Source organism: Neobacillus sp. C211 (assembly GCF_051842875.1).
GTDB lineage: Bacteria > Bacillota > Bacilli > Bacillales > Cytobacillaceae > Neobacillus.
In genome coordinates, this window is sequence record NZ_JBPXRO010000022.1 from 72,267 (window position 1) to 90,496 (window position 18,230).

An 18,230-nucleotide genomic window follows, 5' to 3' on the forward strand; every position below is an offset into this window, starting at 1 on the left:
CTAACCTCCTTAAATTTTACTTTTTCATTCTTGGATCAAAAGCATCGCGTAATCCATCACCAAAGATATTAAAACCTAAAACGAGGATAGAAATCGCTAAACCTGGGAAAATCGCAATGTATGGAGCAGAGAATAAGAAATCCCTTCCATTACTTAGCATCGTTCCCCATTCCGGAGAAGGAGGCTGTGCGCCAAGACCAAGAAACGATAAGCCTGCAGCTGATAAAATCGCAGTCGCAAGACGTAATGTCCCTTGGACAATAATTGGAGAAAGAATATTTGGTAAAATATGTTTGAAAATAATTGTAAAATCATTTGCGCCAAGCGACCGTATGGCGTCGATATACTCGAGACGTTTCACTTCTAATGTAGAACCGCGGACAATTCGTGCAAATAACGGAACGGAAAATGCTCCAACCGCAATCGTAACATTAATAAGACCAGGTCCTAGAGCACTTATGATGGCTAATGCTAGTAAGATTCCAGGAAAGGCGAGCATGACGTCCATCAATCGCATAATGAACGAATCAACCCATTTTCCATAATAGCCAGCAACTAGTCCAAAAATGATTCCGAAGAATGAGCCAAAGGCTACAGCAGCAAAACCGACTCCCATCGAAAGTCTTGAGCCATACAGAATACGACTTAATATATCTCTCCCTTTATCATCGGTTCCCATCCAGTGATCACTCGATGGAGGCAGTAATTTATCTCCTAATATAATTTCATATGGATTGTAGGGGGCTAAGAGCGGTGCAAATAATCCGATAAAAATGTAAAAGAGGATAATAATTGCACCGACCATCGCTGCTTTATTAACCATTAAAATAGAAAGGAAGTCTTTTAATTTAGATCGTTTCGGTAGATTAATTGTTTGTGTGATTACAATTGGTTTTTCAGTGTTTACTTCAACTGACATGTAAAACCCTCCTTATTTTAATTTTTTTGAAAGATAAGGTGTAATTGATCGTTGCGGTAGACCCCCTTCTAAACTTTCAGACTTTTTATTGGGTTAATTACAAATTATCAAAATTAGGTGAAAAGTAAATATTTTTTAAATAATATGTCAATATAGTTAAAATTTAAGTAAATATTCTGTAAATATTATTGTTGATTGTCTTTTATAATGCAGATATGTACTAGCGGAGGGATGGTGGATACACCCAATGAAAGGTCAGAATTTACAAAATAACAAAATAAGGGAGCATAAAAAAATGGAGAAAAATGGACGCAGTATGAATAGGGGACTACTATTTGTTCTAATCGGCTTAATGATGATTTTTGCTCAAGCTTGTTCTACAAAATCAACTTCTTCAACTGATACGGCAGGCAAAAAAGAAGCAACCAAACAAGGTGGTACATTGACAGTTGTAAGGCTTTCTGATGCTACAAAACTTGATCCGCATTTTATTACAGATATTCCTTCTGCGAATATCATTTATCAAAAAGTTTATCAGACACTAGTTGCACCAGACAAAGACTTCAAAATTCAACCGCTGTTAGCCAAAGAATGGAAAGTCGTAAATGACACAACATGGGAATTTAAATTACAAGAAGGTGTTAAATTCCATGACGGAGCACCATTCAATGCTGAAGCTGTTAAAAAGACATTTGATCGTTTGTTAGATCCGAAAACGGAATCACCGCAACGTGAGAAATTCTCCATGATTAAGGAAGTAAAAGTTGTGGATGATTATACCGTTCAATTATTACTTGAATATTCTTATGCTCCACTGCTATCTATTTTGGCCAGCCAAGAAGGTAGTATTATTAGTCCAAAAGCGATTACAGAAAATCCAGATGCATTATCACAGCATCCAGTTGGAACAGGTCCATTTGTATTTGAATCATGGAAGACCGGACAAGAAATTTCATTAAAGAGAAATGAAAACTACTGGGGAAAGAAAGCTAATATTGATCGAGTAGTATTCAAAGTCGTTCCCGAAGATGCGACACGCCTGGCTATGATTGAAACTGGTGAAGCGAATATTAATGACCAAGTACCTGTAACCGAGATTGAGCGCATTGAAGCTTCCGACAAAATGGGACTCTATCGTACAGAAGGACTAGCTGTTGAATATCTTGGATTTAACGTAAAGAAAAAACCGTTTGATGATGTAAGGGTTCGAAAGGCAATCAGCCACGCCATTGAAAGAGAAGCAATTATTAAAGGCGTTTATAATAACGTTGGAACCCTTGCCAATGTAGCAATGAGCCCTAAGGTGCTTGGATACAGTGATAAGGTTAAAGCTTACGACTATGATTTGAACGAAGCAAAGAAATTGTTAAAAGAAGCTGGCTATGAAAAGGGATTGGATGTCACTTTATTAACAAGTGACCGAAAAGAACGTATTAACATGGCTGAAGTGATGCAATCGCAATTAAAAGGAATTGGAATTAATGTAAAGATCCAAGTAATGGAATATGGCGCTTATATCGACATGATCGACAAAGGTGAGCACGAGATGGCTATTGGCGGTTGGGGTAATGCAACTGGGGACGGTGATTACAACCAGTATAACTTATTCCATTCAGCATCACAGGGAGCTGCAGGGAACACGTTCTACTATAGTAATCCAGATGTAGACAAAATGATTGAATCCGCACGAAAAGAAACAGATGAGCAAAAACGATTAAAGCTATATGAAAAGGTAATGCAGAAAGAGATTGACGATGCGGTTTATGTTCCTATCCGAAATTATGAACATTTGGCTGCCTATAGTAAAAATGTAAGTGGATTTTGGTTAAATGCTGCTAACTATCTAATGATTGATGATGTGGTAATTAAATAGAGGCTTTATGAAGAAATGAATAGTGTCCAAGGTGGAAAAGTACTTTCGTAAAAAAAAGTACTTTTACTAGTTCTATAACAGGAGGGAACAGGAATGACCACTTTTTGGTTAACGAATGTCTGCTTAGAAAAAGGGTTCATTTATGAAGATGATCGAATTGTTGCAACCGAGACGGAAATTTGCCACTTAAAAATTGAAGGCGGTAAAATTACTGAAATTACAAATGAAATTCCTGATACAAAGGTTAAACAGCACGATGCTTATTGTCAGCTACTACTGCCATCCTTAAGAGATATGCATATTCATATCGACAAAACCTATTATGGTGGACCATGGAAAGCATGTACGCCCCTTACAAATGGCATTTTCACCAGATTAGAAGAAGAAAAAGAATTACTGCCAAAGCTCCTGCCGACAGCCCAAGAGCGTGCGGAGAAAATGATTGAATTATATATTAAAAACGGCCATACCCATATTCGCACCCATTGTAATGTGGACCCGGTGATTGGACTAAAAAATCTTGAGGCAACCGTCAATGCCTTGAAAAAATATGTGGATGTTCTTACCTATGAGATTGTTGCCTTTCCGCAGCACGGTTTATTAAAAAGTGACTCAGTTCAGCTCATTCGTGATGCGATGAAGAATGGCGCGACATTAGTTGGAGGTGTCGACCCTGCGACTGTGGATCGGAATATTGAAAAATCTTTAAACACTATTTTTGATATTGCTGTTGAAAACAATAAGGGCGTAGATATTCATTTACATGATCCGAATACATTAGGGGTATTTACATTTGAACGCATGGCTTATTATACGAGGGAATCTGGACTCAAAGGTAGAGCCACGATTAGCCATGGGATTGCATTAGGTGACATGGATGGTAAGGAACTTAAAGAAATCACCGCTATTCTAAAAGAACAAGAAATGGATATTACCACTACTGTACCTATAAATCGAGCGACAATTCCGATACCAGCTCTTGATAAATTAGGAATTCGTGTAGCTGTTGGACACGACAGTATTACAGACCACTGGTCCCCTTTTGGAACCGGAAACACGATTCAAAAGCTTGGGATTCTCGCCGAAAGATTTCGTTTGAGTGATGAATATTCATTATCAACTGCCTTAAAATATGGTACTGGCGGTGTAACACCACTGAATGAAGAAGGTGAGCGTGTCTGGCCTAAAGTTGGCGATGATGCAACGATGATGCTAGTAAAGGCAACTTGTTCAGCAGAAGCAGTCGCAAGAAGAGCGAAGGTAGAAGCATTGTTTTTCAAAGGGAAAAAGGTTGAAAGTAAACTGGAAGACACAGACCTGGTGCGTGTTTAAACTTATAAAGGAGGAGAAAGAATGACTACCTCATATTGGTTGACAAATGTTCGGTTAGAGACAGGCTATGTACAGGATGAAAAAGGAGTTTATGAAACAAAGACAGAGCTTTTCCATTTGAAAATTCAGGGTGGGAAAATAGTTGAAAAGCAAAAGGAGAGTTTCAACATTCCATCTGGTGAGAATACTGTGGATGGAAAAAGTTTTTTGGCGTTACCTACCTTTAAAGAAATGCACAACCATTTGGATAAAACCTATCTTTCACTTGATTGGAAGGCTCCTATACCTGCAAAAAATTTGAAGGACCGATTACGTATGGAGGCAATGGAACTTGAGGAATTGGCGCCAACAACAAAACAGCGTGCTAGTGCCATGATTGACTTATTGCTTTCACATGGATCCACACACATCCGCACCCATGTAAATATTGACACTTATATTGGTTTGAAAAATTTAGAAGGCGTAAAAGCAGCATTAGAGGATAACAAGGATAAGGTAACCTACGAGATTGTTGCCTTCCCACAGCATGGATTATTAACTGAAAATGTTATTCCACTAATGAAAGAGGCAATGAGAACTGGTGCACAATTAGTTGGTGGGTTAGACCCGGCTGGAATTGACCGCAATATCGAAAAATCACTCTATGAAGTGATGAATCTAGCAACAGAATTTGATGCAGATGTCGATATCCATTTACATGACAAAGGACATGTTGGTTTTTATACGGTAGATAAATTGATAGAAATGGTCGAAGCAGCGAAATGGCACAATCGAGTGGCTGTAAGTCATGCATTCAGTCTAGGAGAGGTGCCGGTTCCACAGCAAGAAGAAATTGCCAATAAAATGAGCAAGTTAGGAATGTCGGTTATGTCTACGATTCCAATTACAAATACTCTGCCTCCAATTGATTTATTAGATAGAATGGGAGTAAGTGTGTATTTAGGGTGTGATGGTTTCTATGACTCTTGGGGACCATATGGAACAGGGGATGTATTAGAAAAGGCAACCCGATATAGTGAACTGCACCGGAAAAGTGACGAACGTGCCTTAGCTCAGACACTAAAGTATGCTACTGGGGGACCTACCCCATTAACGAAAGACGGTGAAATAGCCTGGCCTCTGGTAGGCGATGAAGCAAATCTTGTTCTTGTAAATGCCTCATGTTCTGCTGAAGCCGTTGCAAGAACGCCAGTGCGACAAGCAGTTATTTTTAAAGGTAAAGTTGTATTTGGACAACTGTAAACATTGTTTTTAAGAACTTAATAGTTTGGGAAGAGAAGTCCTTCTCATTTGGATGATCCGCAACTCAAAAAACAACTATTAAATTAACAGTGCAATTCGCAAATGAATTAGCACTGTTTTTTATTTAACATAAATAATATTTCTCCGGCTTTACTCTTCAACAAACCCGTGAAAAGTTGACGACTTTTTCTATACAAATAAACATTTTGGGAATAATAAACCCAAGGAGTTGATAACTTGTATTTTTTGTTTAATGTACTTGGAGTATTAGTAATGCTCGTTCTTATTTATTTTTGCTCGCCTAATAAAAGAAACGTTAAGTGGAAATCCATTTTAACGTTATTGGTTGTTGAATTAGCGATCACCTGGTTTATGTTATCGACGAAAGTCGGGTCATGGATTATTAATAAAATAGCATCGTTCTTTAACTGGTTAATTGCTTGTGCGAACGAAGGGACTTCATTTGTATTCCCATCCGTGATGGCGAACGAGCATGTGGATTTCTTTTTTAGTGCGTTAATGCCGATTATTTTCATTATTACATTCTTTGATATTTTAACGTACTTTGGAATCTTAACATGGATCATTGATAAAGTGGGCTGGCTCATTTCAAAAGTATCTGGATTGCCAAAGCTAGAGAGTTTCTTCTCAATCCAGATGATGTTTCTTGGAAATACAGAAGCCCTGGCCGTTATTCGTCAGCAGCTGACCGTATTAAAGGAGCATCGCCTGCTAACGTTTGGAATCATGAGTATGAGCAGCATTAGCGGTTCGATTATTGGGGCTTACTTAACAATGGTTCCAGCGACATATGTATTTGTCGCAATTCCGCTGAATTGCTTGAACGCGCTTTTGATTGCGAACATGCTGAATCCGGTTGAGGTGAGTAAAGAGGAAGATATCGTTTATGTTCCTTCGAAGGAGGAGAGAAAAGATTTCTTTTCAACCATATCAAACAGTATGCTAGTCGGAGTGAAAATGGTCATTGTCATCATGGCAATGGTAATCGGTTATGTTGCCTTAACTGCTGGTATAAATGGGATCTTAGGATTCGTAGTGAAAGGGTTGACCATCCAAAAAATCTTCTCAGTTATCTTTAGCCCATTCGCGTTCTTGCTTGGTTTAGCTGGGGATGATGCGATGTATGTGGCGCAACTAATGGGAATAAAGCTAGCGACCAATGAGTTTGTTGCGATGTTGGACCTAAAAGGTAAAATAAGTGGACTTGCTCCGCATACAGTCGCTGTTGCCGTCACGTTCTTAACTTCCTTTGCAAACTTTAGTACAGTCGGGATGATTTATGGAACGTTTAATTCGATCCTTAGTGAGGAAAAATCAAGTATCATCGGAAAAAATGTCTGGAAGCTGTTGGTCAGTGGAGTGGGAGTATCATTATTGAGTGCGATGATAGTTGGATTATTTGTTTGGTAAAGGAGCGGAAATTAATGGTAGTGGAAATTAATAGTAATAGACTAGAACTAGTTGCTGGCGATTGGCTACAAAAATTAGAGAAAAGAAGTTGAAAATGCATCCAATGAGGGCGATTGGCTACAAAAATTAGAGAAAAGAAGTTGAAAATGCATCCAATGAGGGCGATTGGCTACAAAAATTAGAGAAAAGAAGTTGAAAATGCATCCAATGAAGGCTATTGGCCACAAAAATTAAAGAAAAGTAGTTGAAAATGTATCCAATGACGTACTGACTCAATAACCAAAAAGGCCCCAGTCCAAAAGTTTGTCTTAAGGACTGGGGCCATTTTTATTTTTTAATAATATAGTCAGTACTTAAAAAAATCATTCCTCTTCTGTATAAGCCTCAGTGGTTATATCCATACACTCCCAACATTCACTTCTATTCCGTTCAAATCTGGACAATTCCTCCCCACAAGAAATGCAAACATCCATAGGTATAGATTCCCCTTTCAAGTGAAAATTTTTGATAACCATAAAATCCCTTTGTTTATTTGTATTCCACCATAGCTTGTAAGAGAACCAGGAACAAGCATAGCAAAAACAATCTATTTTTTAAAACATACATATGCTTAGCAAACGAGTCTAAACAGATGTGGTATTTTTCCATATTAATATAGTAATAAACTTCTAGGAGGTGTAAATGATTGAAACGTAGTAAAAAGAGCCTGCTGCCTCTTTGTATTTTTCCAGGTTATCGATGGTGTGGGCCAGGATGCAGCGGGCCGGGTAGTCCAATTAATGATGTAGATAGCTGCTGCTACCAGCATGATCGCTGTCTGAGCCGAGGGAATTCCCCATGTTATTGTGATAAGCAATTTATGAAATGCCTTGAGTCAAAAATTAATCCTCAAACCCAAAAAGGTAGAAATGCACGCTTAATGTACGGGTTCATGAAACTGAAAACAACCTTCACTTGTCCAAAATAGAGATGTGTGGTTAAACCGTGATTTGCTTAACCGACATCCATTTTCTTTCAAAAAATAAACTTAAATCTAAAGATAGCTCGATATCAATTTGTCCTACCACTCTGAATTAGTTAAACTATAGATTAAGAATCATTTATAGTTACTTAAAAAATGGGTGGGAGACAGCATTATATGAATAAAAGAGTAGTGATTACAGGTATTGGAGCAGTCACTCCTTTGGGGAATGATGCTCATTCAACATGGGAACAGATTAAAAGGGGTATATCAGGTGTTGGTCCAGCCACCATATTTGATGTGGAAAAAGTGGATATCAAAATCGCAGCAGAAGTAAAAGGCTTTGCACCAGAAGAATTTATGGATAAAAAAGAAGCGAGAAGAATGGGGCGTTATAGCCAGTTCGCAGTTGCTGCAAGTCAAATGGCTGTCAATGATGCAGGAATCCGAATCGGCGAAAATATTCAACCTGAGCGAGTGGGCGTTTGGATTGGATCAGGAATTGGCGGGCTAGCTGAGTTCGAGGAACAACATCGGAAATTTATTGAAAAAGGTCAAAGAAGAGTCAACCCGTTTATTATTCCCATGTTTATCCCTGATATGGCGGCTGGACAAGTTTCTATTGCACTTGGAGCAAAGGGAATCAATAATTGTTCGGTTACAGCATGTGCGTCAGGCGCTAACTCAATCGGTGATGCATTCCGCGTGATTCAAAAGGGGAGTGTAGATATGATAATTGCTGGTGGAACAGAAGCAACGATTACAGAGATGACCGTTGCCGGATTTTCTAATATGACAGCCCTTTCAAAAAATCCAGATCCAAACACAGCCAGCCGGCCTTTTGATAAGAATCGTGATGGATTTGTCATCGGGGAAGGTGCAGGAATTGTGGTCCTAGAAGAATTAGAGCATGCTTTAGCCCGTGGTGCGAATATATATGGGGAATTGATAGGATATGGAGCTACGGGTGATGCCCATCATATTACTACACCTGCACCAGACGGGGATGGACCAGGGAGAGCAATGAAATTAGCATTAGAGGATGCTGGGATTTCCCCTGAACAAGTCGACTATATCAATGCTCATGGGACCTCGACTTATTATAATGATTTGTATGAAACGTTAGCCATTAAAGAGGTTTTCAAGGAACATGCCTATACTTTATCTGTAAGTTCCACAAAATCGATGACAGGCCACATGTTAGGAGCGACAGGGGCAATTGAAGCCATTTTTTCTGTTTTAGCGATCAAGGAAGGAATCATCCCTCCAACCATCAACTATGAAACACCTGATGAACAACTTGATTTAGATTATGTCCCCAACGTAGCAAAGAAGAAGGATGTTCAAGTGGTTTTATCAAACTCATTAGGATTTGGCGGGCATAATGCCACATTGATTTTTAAAAAGTTTACCGAATAACTAAAACGAAGGTGTCTAAATATCATTTAGATACCTTTTTTGTATGTTGTTTTTCCGCTATTAAAATAAAAAACAAGTCGATAATGGGACTTTCATCGGTAATAAATCACACTCTGACAGGTTTCCCGATAATTCCTTACTAACCAAACGTTTGATTAGATTCTATATAAACCCTTTTATCAACAGGACTTTTTCCCGGGAAATGGAGAAAAGAATGTCGAAATCGGTATAGACATAAAATGCGGATAAAACTAAAAAGGTTATGTTAAACCAAACACCCCTTGTTTAACATAACCTTTTAATGAAATTACTGTACTTCAGCTTTTTTGATTTGTTTGCTTCGTAACTGTCCACACGCCGCATCAATATCTGTTCCGTGTTCTTGGCGGATTTTACAATTAATCCCGCCCTTTTTCAACGTATCATAAAATGCCAGGACTGATTCCTGTTCACTTCTTTGATATTGACTATGTTCATCGACCGGATTATATGGAATTAAGTTTACATAGACTTGCTGTCCGAGAGGGCGAAGAAGTTCGGCCAGTTGCTCGGCTTCTTGCTTATGATCATTTACATTACGCAACAGAATATATTCAATGGTAATCCGACGGTTTGTCTTTTCTACGTAATACTCCATCGCCTGCATTAATCTTTCAATCGGAATCGCACGGTTTATTTTCATAATACGCGTACGAAGCTCATTATTTGGCGCATGCAAGGAAACAGCAAGATTTACCTGCAGCCCCATATCCGTGAACTCAATAAGCTTGTCCGCGAGACCGCTGGTTGACACGGTGATCCGCCTAGCCGCAATCGCAAGCCCTTTATCATCTTTAATCACCCTGATAAAGTCTATTAGGTTTATAAAATTATCAAATGGTTCACCAATCCCCATCACGACTACGTGACTGACCGTTTCACCTTGTCCTTTGTTGTCCAAATGCAATTGAACGTTCATAATTTGCTCGACAATTTCCCCACTGGTTAAATCACGGCTCTTCGCTAATAAACCACTCGCACAAAAACTGCAGCCAATGTTACAGCCTACTTGTGTTGTCACACAAACAGAAAGGCCATATTTCTGGCGCATTAAAACCGTTTCAATCAAGTTGCCATCCTGAAGTTTAAACAAGAATTTAATCGTTCCATCAGCTGATTCTTGTTTAATATGCTCCTGTAAGGATTGGATTTCGAAGTTGTCTGCCAGTAATTGAAGACACGCTTGATTTACTTCTGTCATTTCAGAGAAAGCTGTTACACGCTTTCGATAAAGATATTCCCATACTTTTTGTGCTCTCGACTTCTTCTCACCGTGCTCGGTAAGCCAAGTAGCCAATTGATCTATAGTTAATCCGTATATGGACTGTTTATTCATACATTCCCCTCTTTTCGTAACGATAAAACTTAATAAAGATTACGTTATATTATTAATGAATAGGCAAAGATGGAGCCTTATCAATTACATACTATCACTTCTCGTATAAATAACCCTTTTTTAGCAACCGCTCGATCAATAATCGAAAAACCAGCTTTTAAAAGAATTTCATCGACAGGTTCAACGGTAACGACGACCACTTTGTCAGCAAACCTACGTGCACTTTGGAGCATTTCCAGCTGCTCGTCAGGGGTTATAACCGAACACAAATTATAAGGCAAATCAATGATGGCTACATCATAATGATTGGTGATCTCGCGAATATCAGCTAAGTGTATTTCTCCGCTAAGACCAAAGTGTATCATATTTTCTCGTGCTCCAGGAAGAATCAACTGATTGCGGTCACTTCCGACAATATCAATTCCCATCGATCTAGCTTCAACTAGGACGGTTCCAATTCCACAACAAGGATCGATGGCCTTAATTCCGTTTGGATTGGGGATGGCGATATTTACCACTGCTCTAGCCACACGTGTGTTGAGCGCTGTGGAATAACCGTTTGGCTTCTTTTGATGCCGAAACCAAACCGACTCACTTTTTACATACTCACCGAAGACCCAACTTCCGTCTATATTCATGACGCCAAACAATCGATCAGGATGACGAAGATCTGCTTGACCATTGATGTGTAAGCCAAGCTCTCGTTCAATGGCACGTCGGTTTTCGAATCCTTCTTGTTCACTGTTTGCCTGACCACTATTTTTTACATAGGTGACTTTAAACGTTGCTCCGCTTAGTTGTAAAGTTTCTACCTGTATAAAAAGATCCTCAAGGCTTTCCACCTCATATAGCACCGTGATTCTTTCTTTAATAAACGGGCTTCGACTTGGATCGATTTTTACGAAACTTTCCAAGACATTAGATTGAGACACCTCACCGAATAATGAGCGCTTTTCCAAAGCACACAAAGAGCGTTCATCCTCAGCATAGGCGTAAGTATATATATAGGTCGTACCTTTTTGGAGAGTCATATCCAAATCTTTATCATACATTAATTTATTTATTTCATCTTCACCTCAAGTTTATCTAAAAAACATAATCTATTATACCAAGAAAAGACGCATTTTTAAAATTTCCTTTAATTGGGTGTCGAAATGAGTGTCAGGCACCATTCGCTAGATTATAATGATTATGAGGCAATTTATGGAGGTTAATGATGGGCTACATTGAAGATTTACGAAAAATAGTCGGGAACCGGCCACTTATTTTAGTAGGTGCGATGGTGTGCGTAATTGATGATCAGGGGAAAATTCTTTTACAAAAAAGACCTGAAGGCATGTGGGGACTTCCAGGCGGGCTATTAGAATTAGGGGAGTCTGTCGAGGAGGCCGGAAGAAGAGAAGTTTTTGAAGAAACAGGCGTTGAAATTGGCCAACTTCAGTTAGTTGAGATATTTTCAGGTAAGCAGTATTTTCGAAAGCTGACAAATGGCGATGAATTCTATCCAGTCACGATTGCCTATGTATCAAAAGATATAAAAAAGAATACAATCAAAATTGATGGGAAAGAGTCGATTGATGCTGGATTTTTCCCGTTACACGAGTTACCGGAACAAACCAGTCCGTTAGTCAGGAAGATGATTCAACAATATCCTAATATGCTCAAATAGACCTTTCATAAGAAGGTCTATTTGTAGGTATGGTGTAATCATAGTATTCGTCTCCATGGACATCCTATAGACAGAATAATTACATTTTCTCATTCGCAGCAAAAGCTGGTAATTTTTTTAGATTTGATATCCACTCGTTGTAGTGGCCTTCACATAGCCCTCTAAGAAAGTGGTAATTTGAACAATTTTTAACTCCGCATAATTTTATTACTTTTGGCATATGCGGGTAGCCTAATTTATTGTAAATGTAGTTATGATGTTCACAGTATCCATTTGCAAAATAAGGTTTGAAACAGTCTACAGCCAGACAATGGTCAATTGAGCAAGCTTCTACCCTAATAGTGTCTATTTTTCCGGACCTTCTCATTCTTACATAATGCTTATTACATAACTGTCGTGCTTTTATTTGTTCTCCGCATCCCTCTACCGTACATATACCCTTTGTTGAATACCGCTTATTTTCAAGGATTTCCATCTTACTCACCTCCCGTACATGCTGTCGAATTTTTATAGACATTTTTTCCTATCAAATGGCTGCTTATATTTTTGTCGAAATTTCTTTAATTTTTATATTATTGAAATAATAATACAATTTCTTAGGTTTGTATATATACTTTATAATATTCAAAGTATTAAGATTTGTAAGCGATTTTTTAAACAAACATAAGGTGCCGGAGGATATAGCTGTGGTTTCCAAAGTCCAAGTTTTTTTGCGGTTATTTTTGCATTGTTTTATAATAAAAGGAACTTAAAATGCTTTCTAAACTACAAAGACTTGTTTTAATATTGTTTGCAACAGGAGGATTACATAGCATGACAACAGAAGGGACATTTAATGGTGTCGATGGAACAGAACTATTTTTTCAAGTGATCGAACCATTAACGGCTCCAAAAGCGGCAGTTATTTTAGTTCACGGACATGGCGACCATAGCGGAGGGCTCCAGAATCTAAGTGGAAGCTTGGTTGAAAAAGAATATATTGTTTATGCCTTTGATTTGCGCGGTCATGGAAAGAGCACTGGTAAAAGGGGATTTATCCGGTCTTGGGATGAATTTAGAGGGGATTTACACGAGTTTCGAAGGCTCGTTTCTCTAGATCAGCCCGAATTACCATTGTATATTGTCGGACATAGCATTGGCGGCCTGATTACCCTCGACTATTGCTTAGATCATAGCGCAGGTATCTCAGGCATTATTGCGATTTCTCCTGCTATCTCTTATGAAGTGACACCGATAGAGCAGCTAGGCATTAGCTTAATGGGGAAGATTAAACCAGACTATTGTATCAATAAATCTCGAAATTTTCGATTGCTGAGGAAAAATTCAGCCGTGCGTGCTAAATATTATTCCGACCGTTTACGTCACAATATCGTTACACCTGGTTTGGGACATAGCTTAATCCAAGCGACTTCACGCGTCGTAAATAAAGCAACGTCGATTAGTCTTCCGTTTTTATTGCAATACGGAATTGACGATAGAATTACACCACCAGCAAAGCTGAGCCAATTTTTTCAACAAGTTGCTTCAAAGGATAAACAGCTATATGAGTACTCTTTAGTCAAGCATCGCCCCTTTGATGGAGTGGGAAGAGAGAAGTTTTTAGGAGATTTGGTTGGCTGGTTAGACAAACAGATGGATAAAAAACAAAAGGTGCTATATAAAGAGATCATTTAAAGTCCATTTCCTGCTATTTTATGAGGAGGTGGACTTTATTTGAGTTTTTTATTTGGCGGAAGGAAAAAACTCCTGCCGCTTTGATCCAATACATTAATACTGTAATCTCCTTTCTATATCCTCCGTTCGTACCCAAAGCGCAATGCAGTAGTTAGCGGAATAATCTAGAAATAGTCTTTCATTTGGACATAAGAAAAATTTTCCGAACTTTATTAACGGAATAATTTAACAATTATATGATTTAATTGTTAACCTTTTAATTATTTTGGTTTACAATAGAGGGACATAGTTTGGAACTATGGATAGTGAGTATTTATCGGGTAGATACGGTAAATGAAATAAAATGGAGGGATAAAGATGAGTAAATGGATGGAACTTGCAGATCGTGTGTTAGATGGGGAGGAAATAACAAATCAGAAGGCCCTTTCAATTTTAGATTGTCCTGATGATGACGTACTTTTACTAATGCATGCTGCTTTTCAAATTAGAAAGCGCTATTATGGGAAAAAAGTAAAGCTTAATATGATCATGAATGCAAAATCTGGACTCTGTCCCGAAAATTGTGGCTATTGCTCGCAATCTTCGATTTCGACAGCACCGATTAATTCTTACAGAATGGTAGATAAGGATACTATAATTGAAGGTGCAAAACGTGCACATGATTTAAATATAGGGACGTATTGTATTGTTGCTAGTGGTAGAGGGCCATCTAATAAAGATGTAGACCACGTGGTGGAAGCAGTTAAAGAAATAAAGACAACATATGGATTGAAAGTTTGTGCCTGTCTAGGGCTGTTAAAACCTGAACAAGCAAAACGATTAAAAGAAGCCGGGGTAGATCGTTACAATCATAATATCAATACATCTGCGAGCAATCATGAAAACATCACAACTTCACATACATACAATGATCGAATCACTACGGTGGAAACGGTAAAGGAATACGGAATGTCCCCATGTTCGGGTGTTATTGTAGGGATGAAGGAGACAAAGCAGGATGTAGTCGATATGGCTAACAGCTTAAAAGCTCTTGATGCGGATTCAATTCCCATTAATTTCTTACATGCAATTGATGGTACTCCATTAGAAGGAGTAAAAGAATTGAACCCACTTTATTGTTTAAAGGTTTTGGCGTTATTTCGTTTTATCAATCCAACAAAGGAAATTCGAATATCAGGTGGACGAGAAGTCAACCTTCGTTCACTCCAAGCATTGGGTTTATATGCAGCCAATTCCATCTTTGTCGGTGATTACTTAACTACTGCTGGACAAGATGAAACGGAAGATCACAAAATGTTACTTGATGTAGGATTTGAAGTAGAATCCGTAGAAGAAATGAAAGCTAGCCTTAGCTAGAGGGTTTATTACCAAATCACAGCAAGAGACACCCTGACAATTAGGTGTCTCTTTTTTAAAACATAAATCCTTTACAACCATCCGCCAATTTCTAAGATCGTCAGACCAATTTCAACAACAATTAGAGTTACTATGATCCATTCCACGAATAGTCCCCGGATCGAATGGCTAATTGTCGAAAAACCATCCATGATGTTATATAAAATGTCCGTTTTGCTTTTCAAAATTTTATAGCGATCATTTAACTCAAAAAACTCGACCATCTTGTCGTAAAATTCGCTGGCCGTGCTGCTCGTCCATGTAATATCAGGCTTATCCAAAATCATGATATAAGCAAGCGTATTATACTCGTGACGCACGATTTTCGCGGTTGTCCGTGCCAATTCCTTGTTGCCGATTCGCAGTCTGCCTTTCTCCAGCCTATCGATCATGGTTTCGAGTTTGTCATGGATTTTCCCAAGTTGTTCCTCTGTTTTCTCAAGCGCCACCGATTTTGCAATGACAGTAGAAATCAATTCAGGGTAAAAATCCTCATATTCTGGCACAACCACATATTCATCGGTTAATTCAAGGTTCTCCGTTTCAGTAATATGAAGGCAGTAGTCGTCTGTATACCTGTCGGACTGTTCGATTTCAAAGTCTGGTTCAAAGGAATGGATGTAGTGAAGTAGGACTGTTATCTCATCCACGTGTGAGTGATTAATGAAGACAATGCTGCCAAAAGAAAAGACTAATACCATTTGCGAATCATCTACATTTTGGTGGAGGATCGATTCTAGAATATCGCCTCTTAGGATTAGTGGCTGTTCCCAGGTGAATTTTTTGGGAATACCGCAATGGATGGCGATTTTGTTCAAATCAATTTCATGGGTAATGGCAAATGCTTTAAAGGTAATCTCTTTCACTTTTATCACCTTTCCAGTGATTTGTCCTTTTCTTGATTTTATTCTTGTCCTATAAAAAACATGCTTGAACAGTTCTTTCAGTTATTTATTTGGATAGTGCTTGGACTATTATTGAAATATTCTAATTTCGGTAGGACAAATATATACTGTATAATAGATAAAAAATTAGGGAGGCAGGTTATGAAACGATTAGCAGTTTTTTGCGGTTCAAGTTTCGGTGCTTCTGAGGCTTATAGAGAAGGAGCCATTCTATTAGGAAAAGAGTTAGCAAAACGAAATATTACCTTAGTATACGGCGGTTCGAGTAATGGTTTAATGGGTGCAGTTGCAGATACTGTATTAAAAGAAGGTGGTCATGCGATTGGTGTGATCCCTAAAGTATTGGAGGAACGTGAAATATCTCATAAAGGCTTAACGGAGTTAATTACCGTTGAAACCATGCACGAGAGAAAGGCAAAAATGGCTGATTTGTCTGATGGATATGTGGTCTTGCCTGGTGGAACCGGTACACTTGAAGAGTTTTTTGAAATGTTCACGTGGGGTCAGATTGGTTTGCACCAAAAACCATGTGGTCTTCTAAATATTAATCATTATTATGACCCATTGATTAGCCTGTTTGACCATATGATCGAACAAAGATTCCTCCAAGAGAAATTCCGTTCGATGGCAATTATCGCAGAACAACCAGATGTATTATTAGATAAATTTTTAGACTATATACCTCCGACGATAAAAACCTACTGAGAAAAGGCGAACAGTGACAGGTACTGTTCGCCTTGTAGTACTTAATGCGTCCCAGAAACATCTAAGGTAGTGTTGGTGACGGACTTTTTCTTAAATGTGGAAGTGTTGATTTTTTCTTGTAATTTTTCATAATAAAGGTCTGGATTGACTGGCAATGCTACCCTTTCGTTTAACCAAGAAGATAAGTAAATGGCATTTGAAATTTCCAACGCCTTTATGCCTTCTGTACCCGGTGCCAATAATGATGACCCTGTAACAATCGAATCAATCCAATTTTGAACAATCATGGAGTGATTTGCATTTTCAGACTTTACAGGAATTACGACTTTCTCCCATTCAGGCAACCCGAAACCGCCTGTATACGAAGCATTAAATTCACGTTCAGATTGTGCTAATCGGTAAAAAGTAAGTTCTTCATTTTCAACAATGATTTTCCCGCGATCGCCAACAACCTCAAAGCGATCCGATCCCGGAGCTTCTCCTGTTGAAGCGATAAACACACCTGTCGCTCCATTTTCATATTCCAAAAATGCGGTTACATCATCTTCCACTTCAATATCATGATACTTTCCTATACTGCACATGGCACGAATGCTCTTTGGCATAAATCCTGTTGTCCACTGGCAAATATCTAAATGGTGTAGTGCCTGGTTTAATAGAACACCGCCTCCTTCACCCTGCCAGGTGGCTCTCCATTTACTTGAATCGTAATAGCTTTGTGAACGGTAAATATCCGTAACAATCCAGTTGATCCGTTTGATATCGCCAAGTTCACCTGAGTGAATAAGGTCCTGTAATTTTTGATAAAGCGGGTTGGCCCTTTGGTTATACATGATGCCAAATACTTTTCCACTAGACTTCGCTGCCACATTCATTTCCAGTACATCTTTTGTATGGACGCCTGCCGGTTTTTCAATGAGGACATGTATTCCTTTCGAAAAGGCCTTTTTGGCGAGTTCCGGATGACTGTAATGTGGTGTGGCAATAAGGACGGCATCAATTCCCGACTCATTAAAAAAGGTCTCTACGTCCCGGAAAATTTGCACATTACCTTGCGTATTATTTTTCACCCATTCGGTTCGACTTGCATTACTACTGCAAATCGACGTTAAAGTTGCTCCTTTGATTTGTCCTTGATCCAGCATTTGAACATGGGAACTGCCCATATTTCCTATTCCAATCACGCCAACTTTAACTAAGCCCATCTCTATCCCTCATCTACTTTTAGATTCTTTTTTAATATGAAAATCCGAGGATTTATTTGAAAATGTTCTTTATATAGTATTGATAATAAAATAATTAACCACATTGTGGTACAGCTGTATCGTTT

16 protein-coding genes are annotated in these 18,230 nt (G+C 38.6%); 10 read left to right on the plus strand and 6 right to left on the minus strand.

Annotation, left to right across the window (positions count from 1 at the left end; translation table 11 throughout):
* Positions 1-16: 16 nt before the first annotated feature.
* Positions 17-919, minus strand: coding sequence for an ABC transporter permease (locus tag ACSU6B_RS19500; RefSeq protein WP_214997804.1), 903 nt, complete (start codon positions 917-919; stop codon positions 17-19).
* 295 nt (positions 920-1,214) lie between these two features.
* Between ACSU6B_RS19500 and ACSU6B_RS19505 the strand changes: the two genes are divergently transcribed.
* The 6 genes from ACSU6B_RS19505 to fabF all read left to right on the plus strand — a co-directional run bounded on the left by ACSU6B_RS19505 (position 1,215) and on the right by fabF (position 9,177).
* A complete protein-coding gene (locus ACSU6B_RS19505; RefSeq protein ID WP_410887832.1) occupies positions 1,215-2,792 on the plus strand; it encodes a glutathione ABC transporter substrate-binding protein in 1,578 nt (525 codons plus the stop codon).
* A 93-nt stretch (positions 2,793-2,885) separates the two neighbouring features.
* Entirely contained in the window at positions 2,886-4,124 is a 1,239-nt protein-coding gene (locus tag ACSU6B_RS19510; protein WP_410887834.1) for an amidohydrolase family protein, read from the plus strand.
* Positions 4,125-4,145: 21 nt separating this feature from the next.
* Positions 4,146-5,366, plus strand: coding sequence for an amidohydrolase (locus ACSU6B_RS19515; protein ID WP_410887836.1), 1,221 nt, complete (start codon positions 4,146-4,148; stop codon positions 5,364-5,366).
* Positions 5,367-5,603: 237 nt separating this feature from the next.
* Positions 5,604-6,797 (plus strand): nucleoside transporter C-terminal domain-containing protein, encoded by a 1,194-nt coding sequence (locus ACSU6B_RS19520; RefSeq protein ID WP_410887838.1) that lies wholly within the window; start codon positions 5,604-5,606, stop codon positions 6,795-6,797.
* A gap of 685 nt (positions 6,798-7,482) precedes the next feature.
* Positions 7,483-7,764, plus strand: a complete 282-nt coding sequence (locus ACSU6B_RS19525) for a phospholipase (RefSeq protein ID WP_410887840.1) — start codon at positions 7,483-7,485, stop codon at positions 7,762-7,764.
* Positions 7,765-7,935: 171 nt separating this feature from the next.
* Entirely contained in the window at positions 7,936-9,177 is a 1,242-nt protein-coding gene (gene fabF, locus ACSU6B_RS19530) for a beta-ketoacyl-ACP synthase II (protein ID WP_410887842.1), read from the plus strand.
* A gap of 307 nt (positions 9,178-9,484) precedes the next feature.
* Here fabF and rlmN read toward each other — a convergent pair whose 3' ends face one another.
* Positions 9,485-10,552: a 23S rRNA (adenine(2503)-C(2))-methyltransferase RlmN gene (gene rlmN, locus ACSU6B_RS19535; protein ID WP_410887844.1), complete on the minus strand. Its 1,068-nt coding sequence runs from the start codon at positions 10,550-10,552 to the stop codon at positions 9,485-9,487.
* An 80-nt stretch (positions 10,553-10,632) separates the two neighbouring features.
* Positions 10,633-11,604 carry a TRM11 family SAM-dependent methyltransferase gene (locus tag ACSU6B_RS19540; protein ID WP_410887846.1) on the minus strand — a complete coding sequence of 324 codons (972 nt, stop codon included), beginning with the start codon at positions 11,602-11,604 and terminating at the stop codon, positions 10,633-10,635.
* Between the two features lie 164 nt (positions 11,605-11,768).
* Here ACSU6B_RS19540 and ACSU6B_RS19545 point away from each other — a divergent pair, with 164 nt between their 5' ends.
* A complete protein-coding gene (locus ACSU6B_RS19545) occupies positions 11,769-12,221 on the plus strand; it encodes an NUDIX hydrolase (RefSeq protein WP_410887848.1) in 453 nt (150 codons plus the stop codon).
* A gap of 79 nt (positions 12,222-12,300) precedes the next feature.
* Here ACSU6B_RS19545 and ACSU6B_RS19550 read toward each other — a convergent pair whose 3' ends face one another.
* Positions 12,301-12,696 (minus strand): hypothetical protein, encoded by a 396-nt coding sequence (locus ACSU6B_RS19550; RefSeq protein ID WP_410887850.1) that lies wholly within the window; start codon positions 12,694-12,696, stop codon positions 12,301-12,303.
* 338 nt (positions 12,697-13,034) lie between these two features.
* Between ACSU6B_RS19550 and ACSU6B_RS19555 the strand changes: the two genes are divergently transcribed.
* Both ACSU6B_RS19555 and bioB read left to right on the plus strand, forming a co-directional pair.
* Positions 13,035-13,895, plus strand: coding sequence for an alpha/beta hydrolase (locus ACSU6B_RS19555; protein ID WP_410887852.1), 861 nt, complete (start codon positions 13,035-13,037; stop codon positions 13,893-13,895).
* Between the two features lie 357 nt (positions 13,896-14,252).
* Entirely contained in the window at positions 14,253-15,251 is a 999-nt protein-coding gene (bioB, locus tag ACSU6B_RS19560; protein WP_410887854.1) for a biotin synthase BioB, read from the plus strand.
* A 71-nt stretch (positions 15,252-15,322) separates the two neighbouring features.
* Here the strand turns inward: bioB and ACSU6B_RS19565 are convergent, their stop codons facing one another.
* The gene (locus ACSU6B_RS19565; protein ID WP_410887856.1) at positions 15,323-16,156 is read right to left on the minus strand and encodes an RMD1 family protein; all 834 of its coding nucleotides are present in this window, start codon (positions 16,154-16,156) and stop codon (positions 15,323-15,325) included.
* Positions 16,157-16,336: 180 nt separating this feature from the next.
* Here ACSU6B_RS19565 and ACSU6B_RS19570 point away from each other — a divergent pair, with 180 nt between their 5' ends.
* Entirely contained in the window at positions 16,337-16,900 is a 564-nt protein-coding gene (locus tag ACSU6B_RS19570) for a TIGR00730 family Rossman fold protein (protein WP_410887858.1), read from the plus strand.
* Positions 16,901-16,941: 41 nt separating this feature from the next.
* Here ACSU6B_RS19570 and ACSU6B_RS19575 read toward each other — a convergent pair whose 3' ends face one another.
* Positions 16,942-18,105: a Gfo/Idh/MocA family protein gene (locus tag ACSU6B_RS19575; protein WP_410887860.1), complete on the minus strand. Its 1,164-nt coding sequence runs from the start codon at positions 18,103-18,105 to the stop codon at positions 16,942-16,944.
* Positions 18,106-18,230 lie beyond the last annotated feature (125 nt).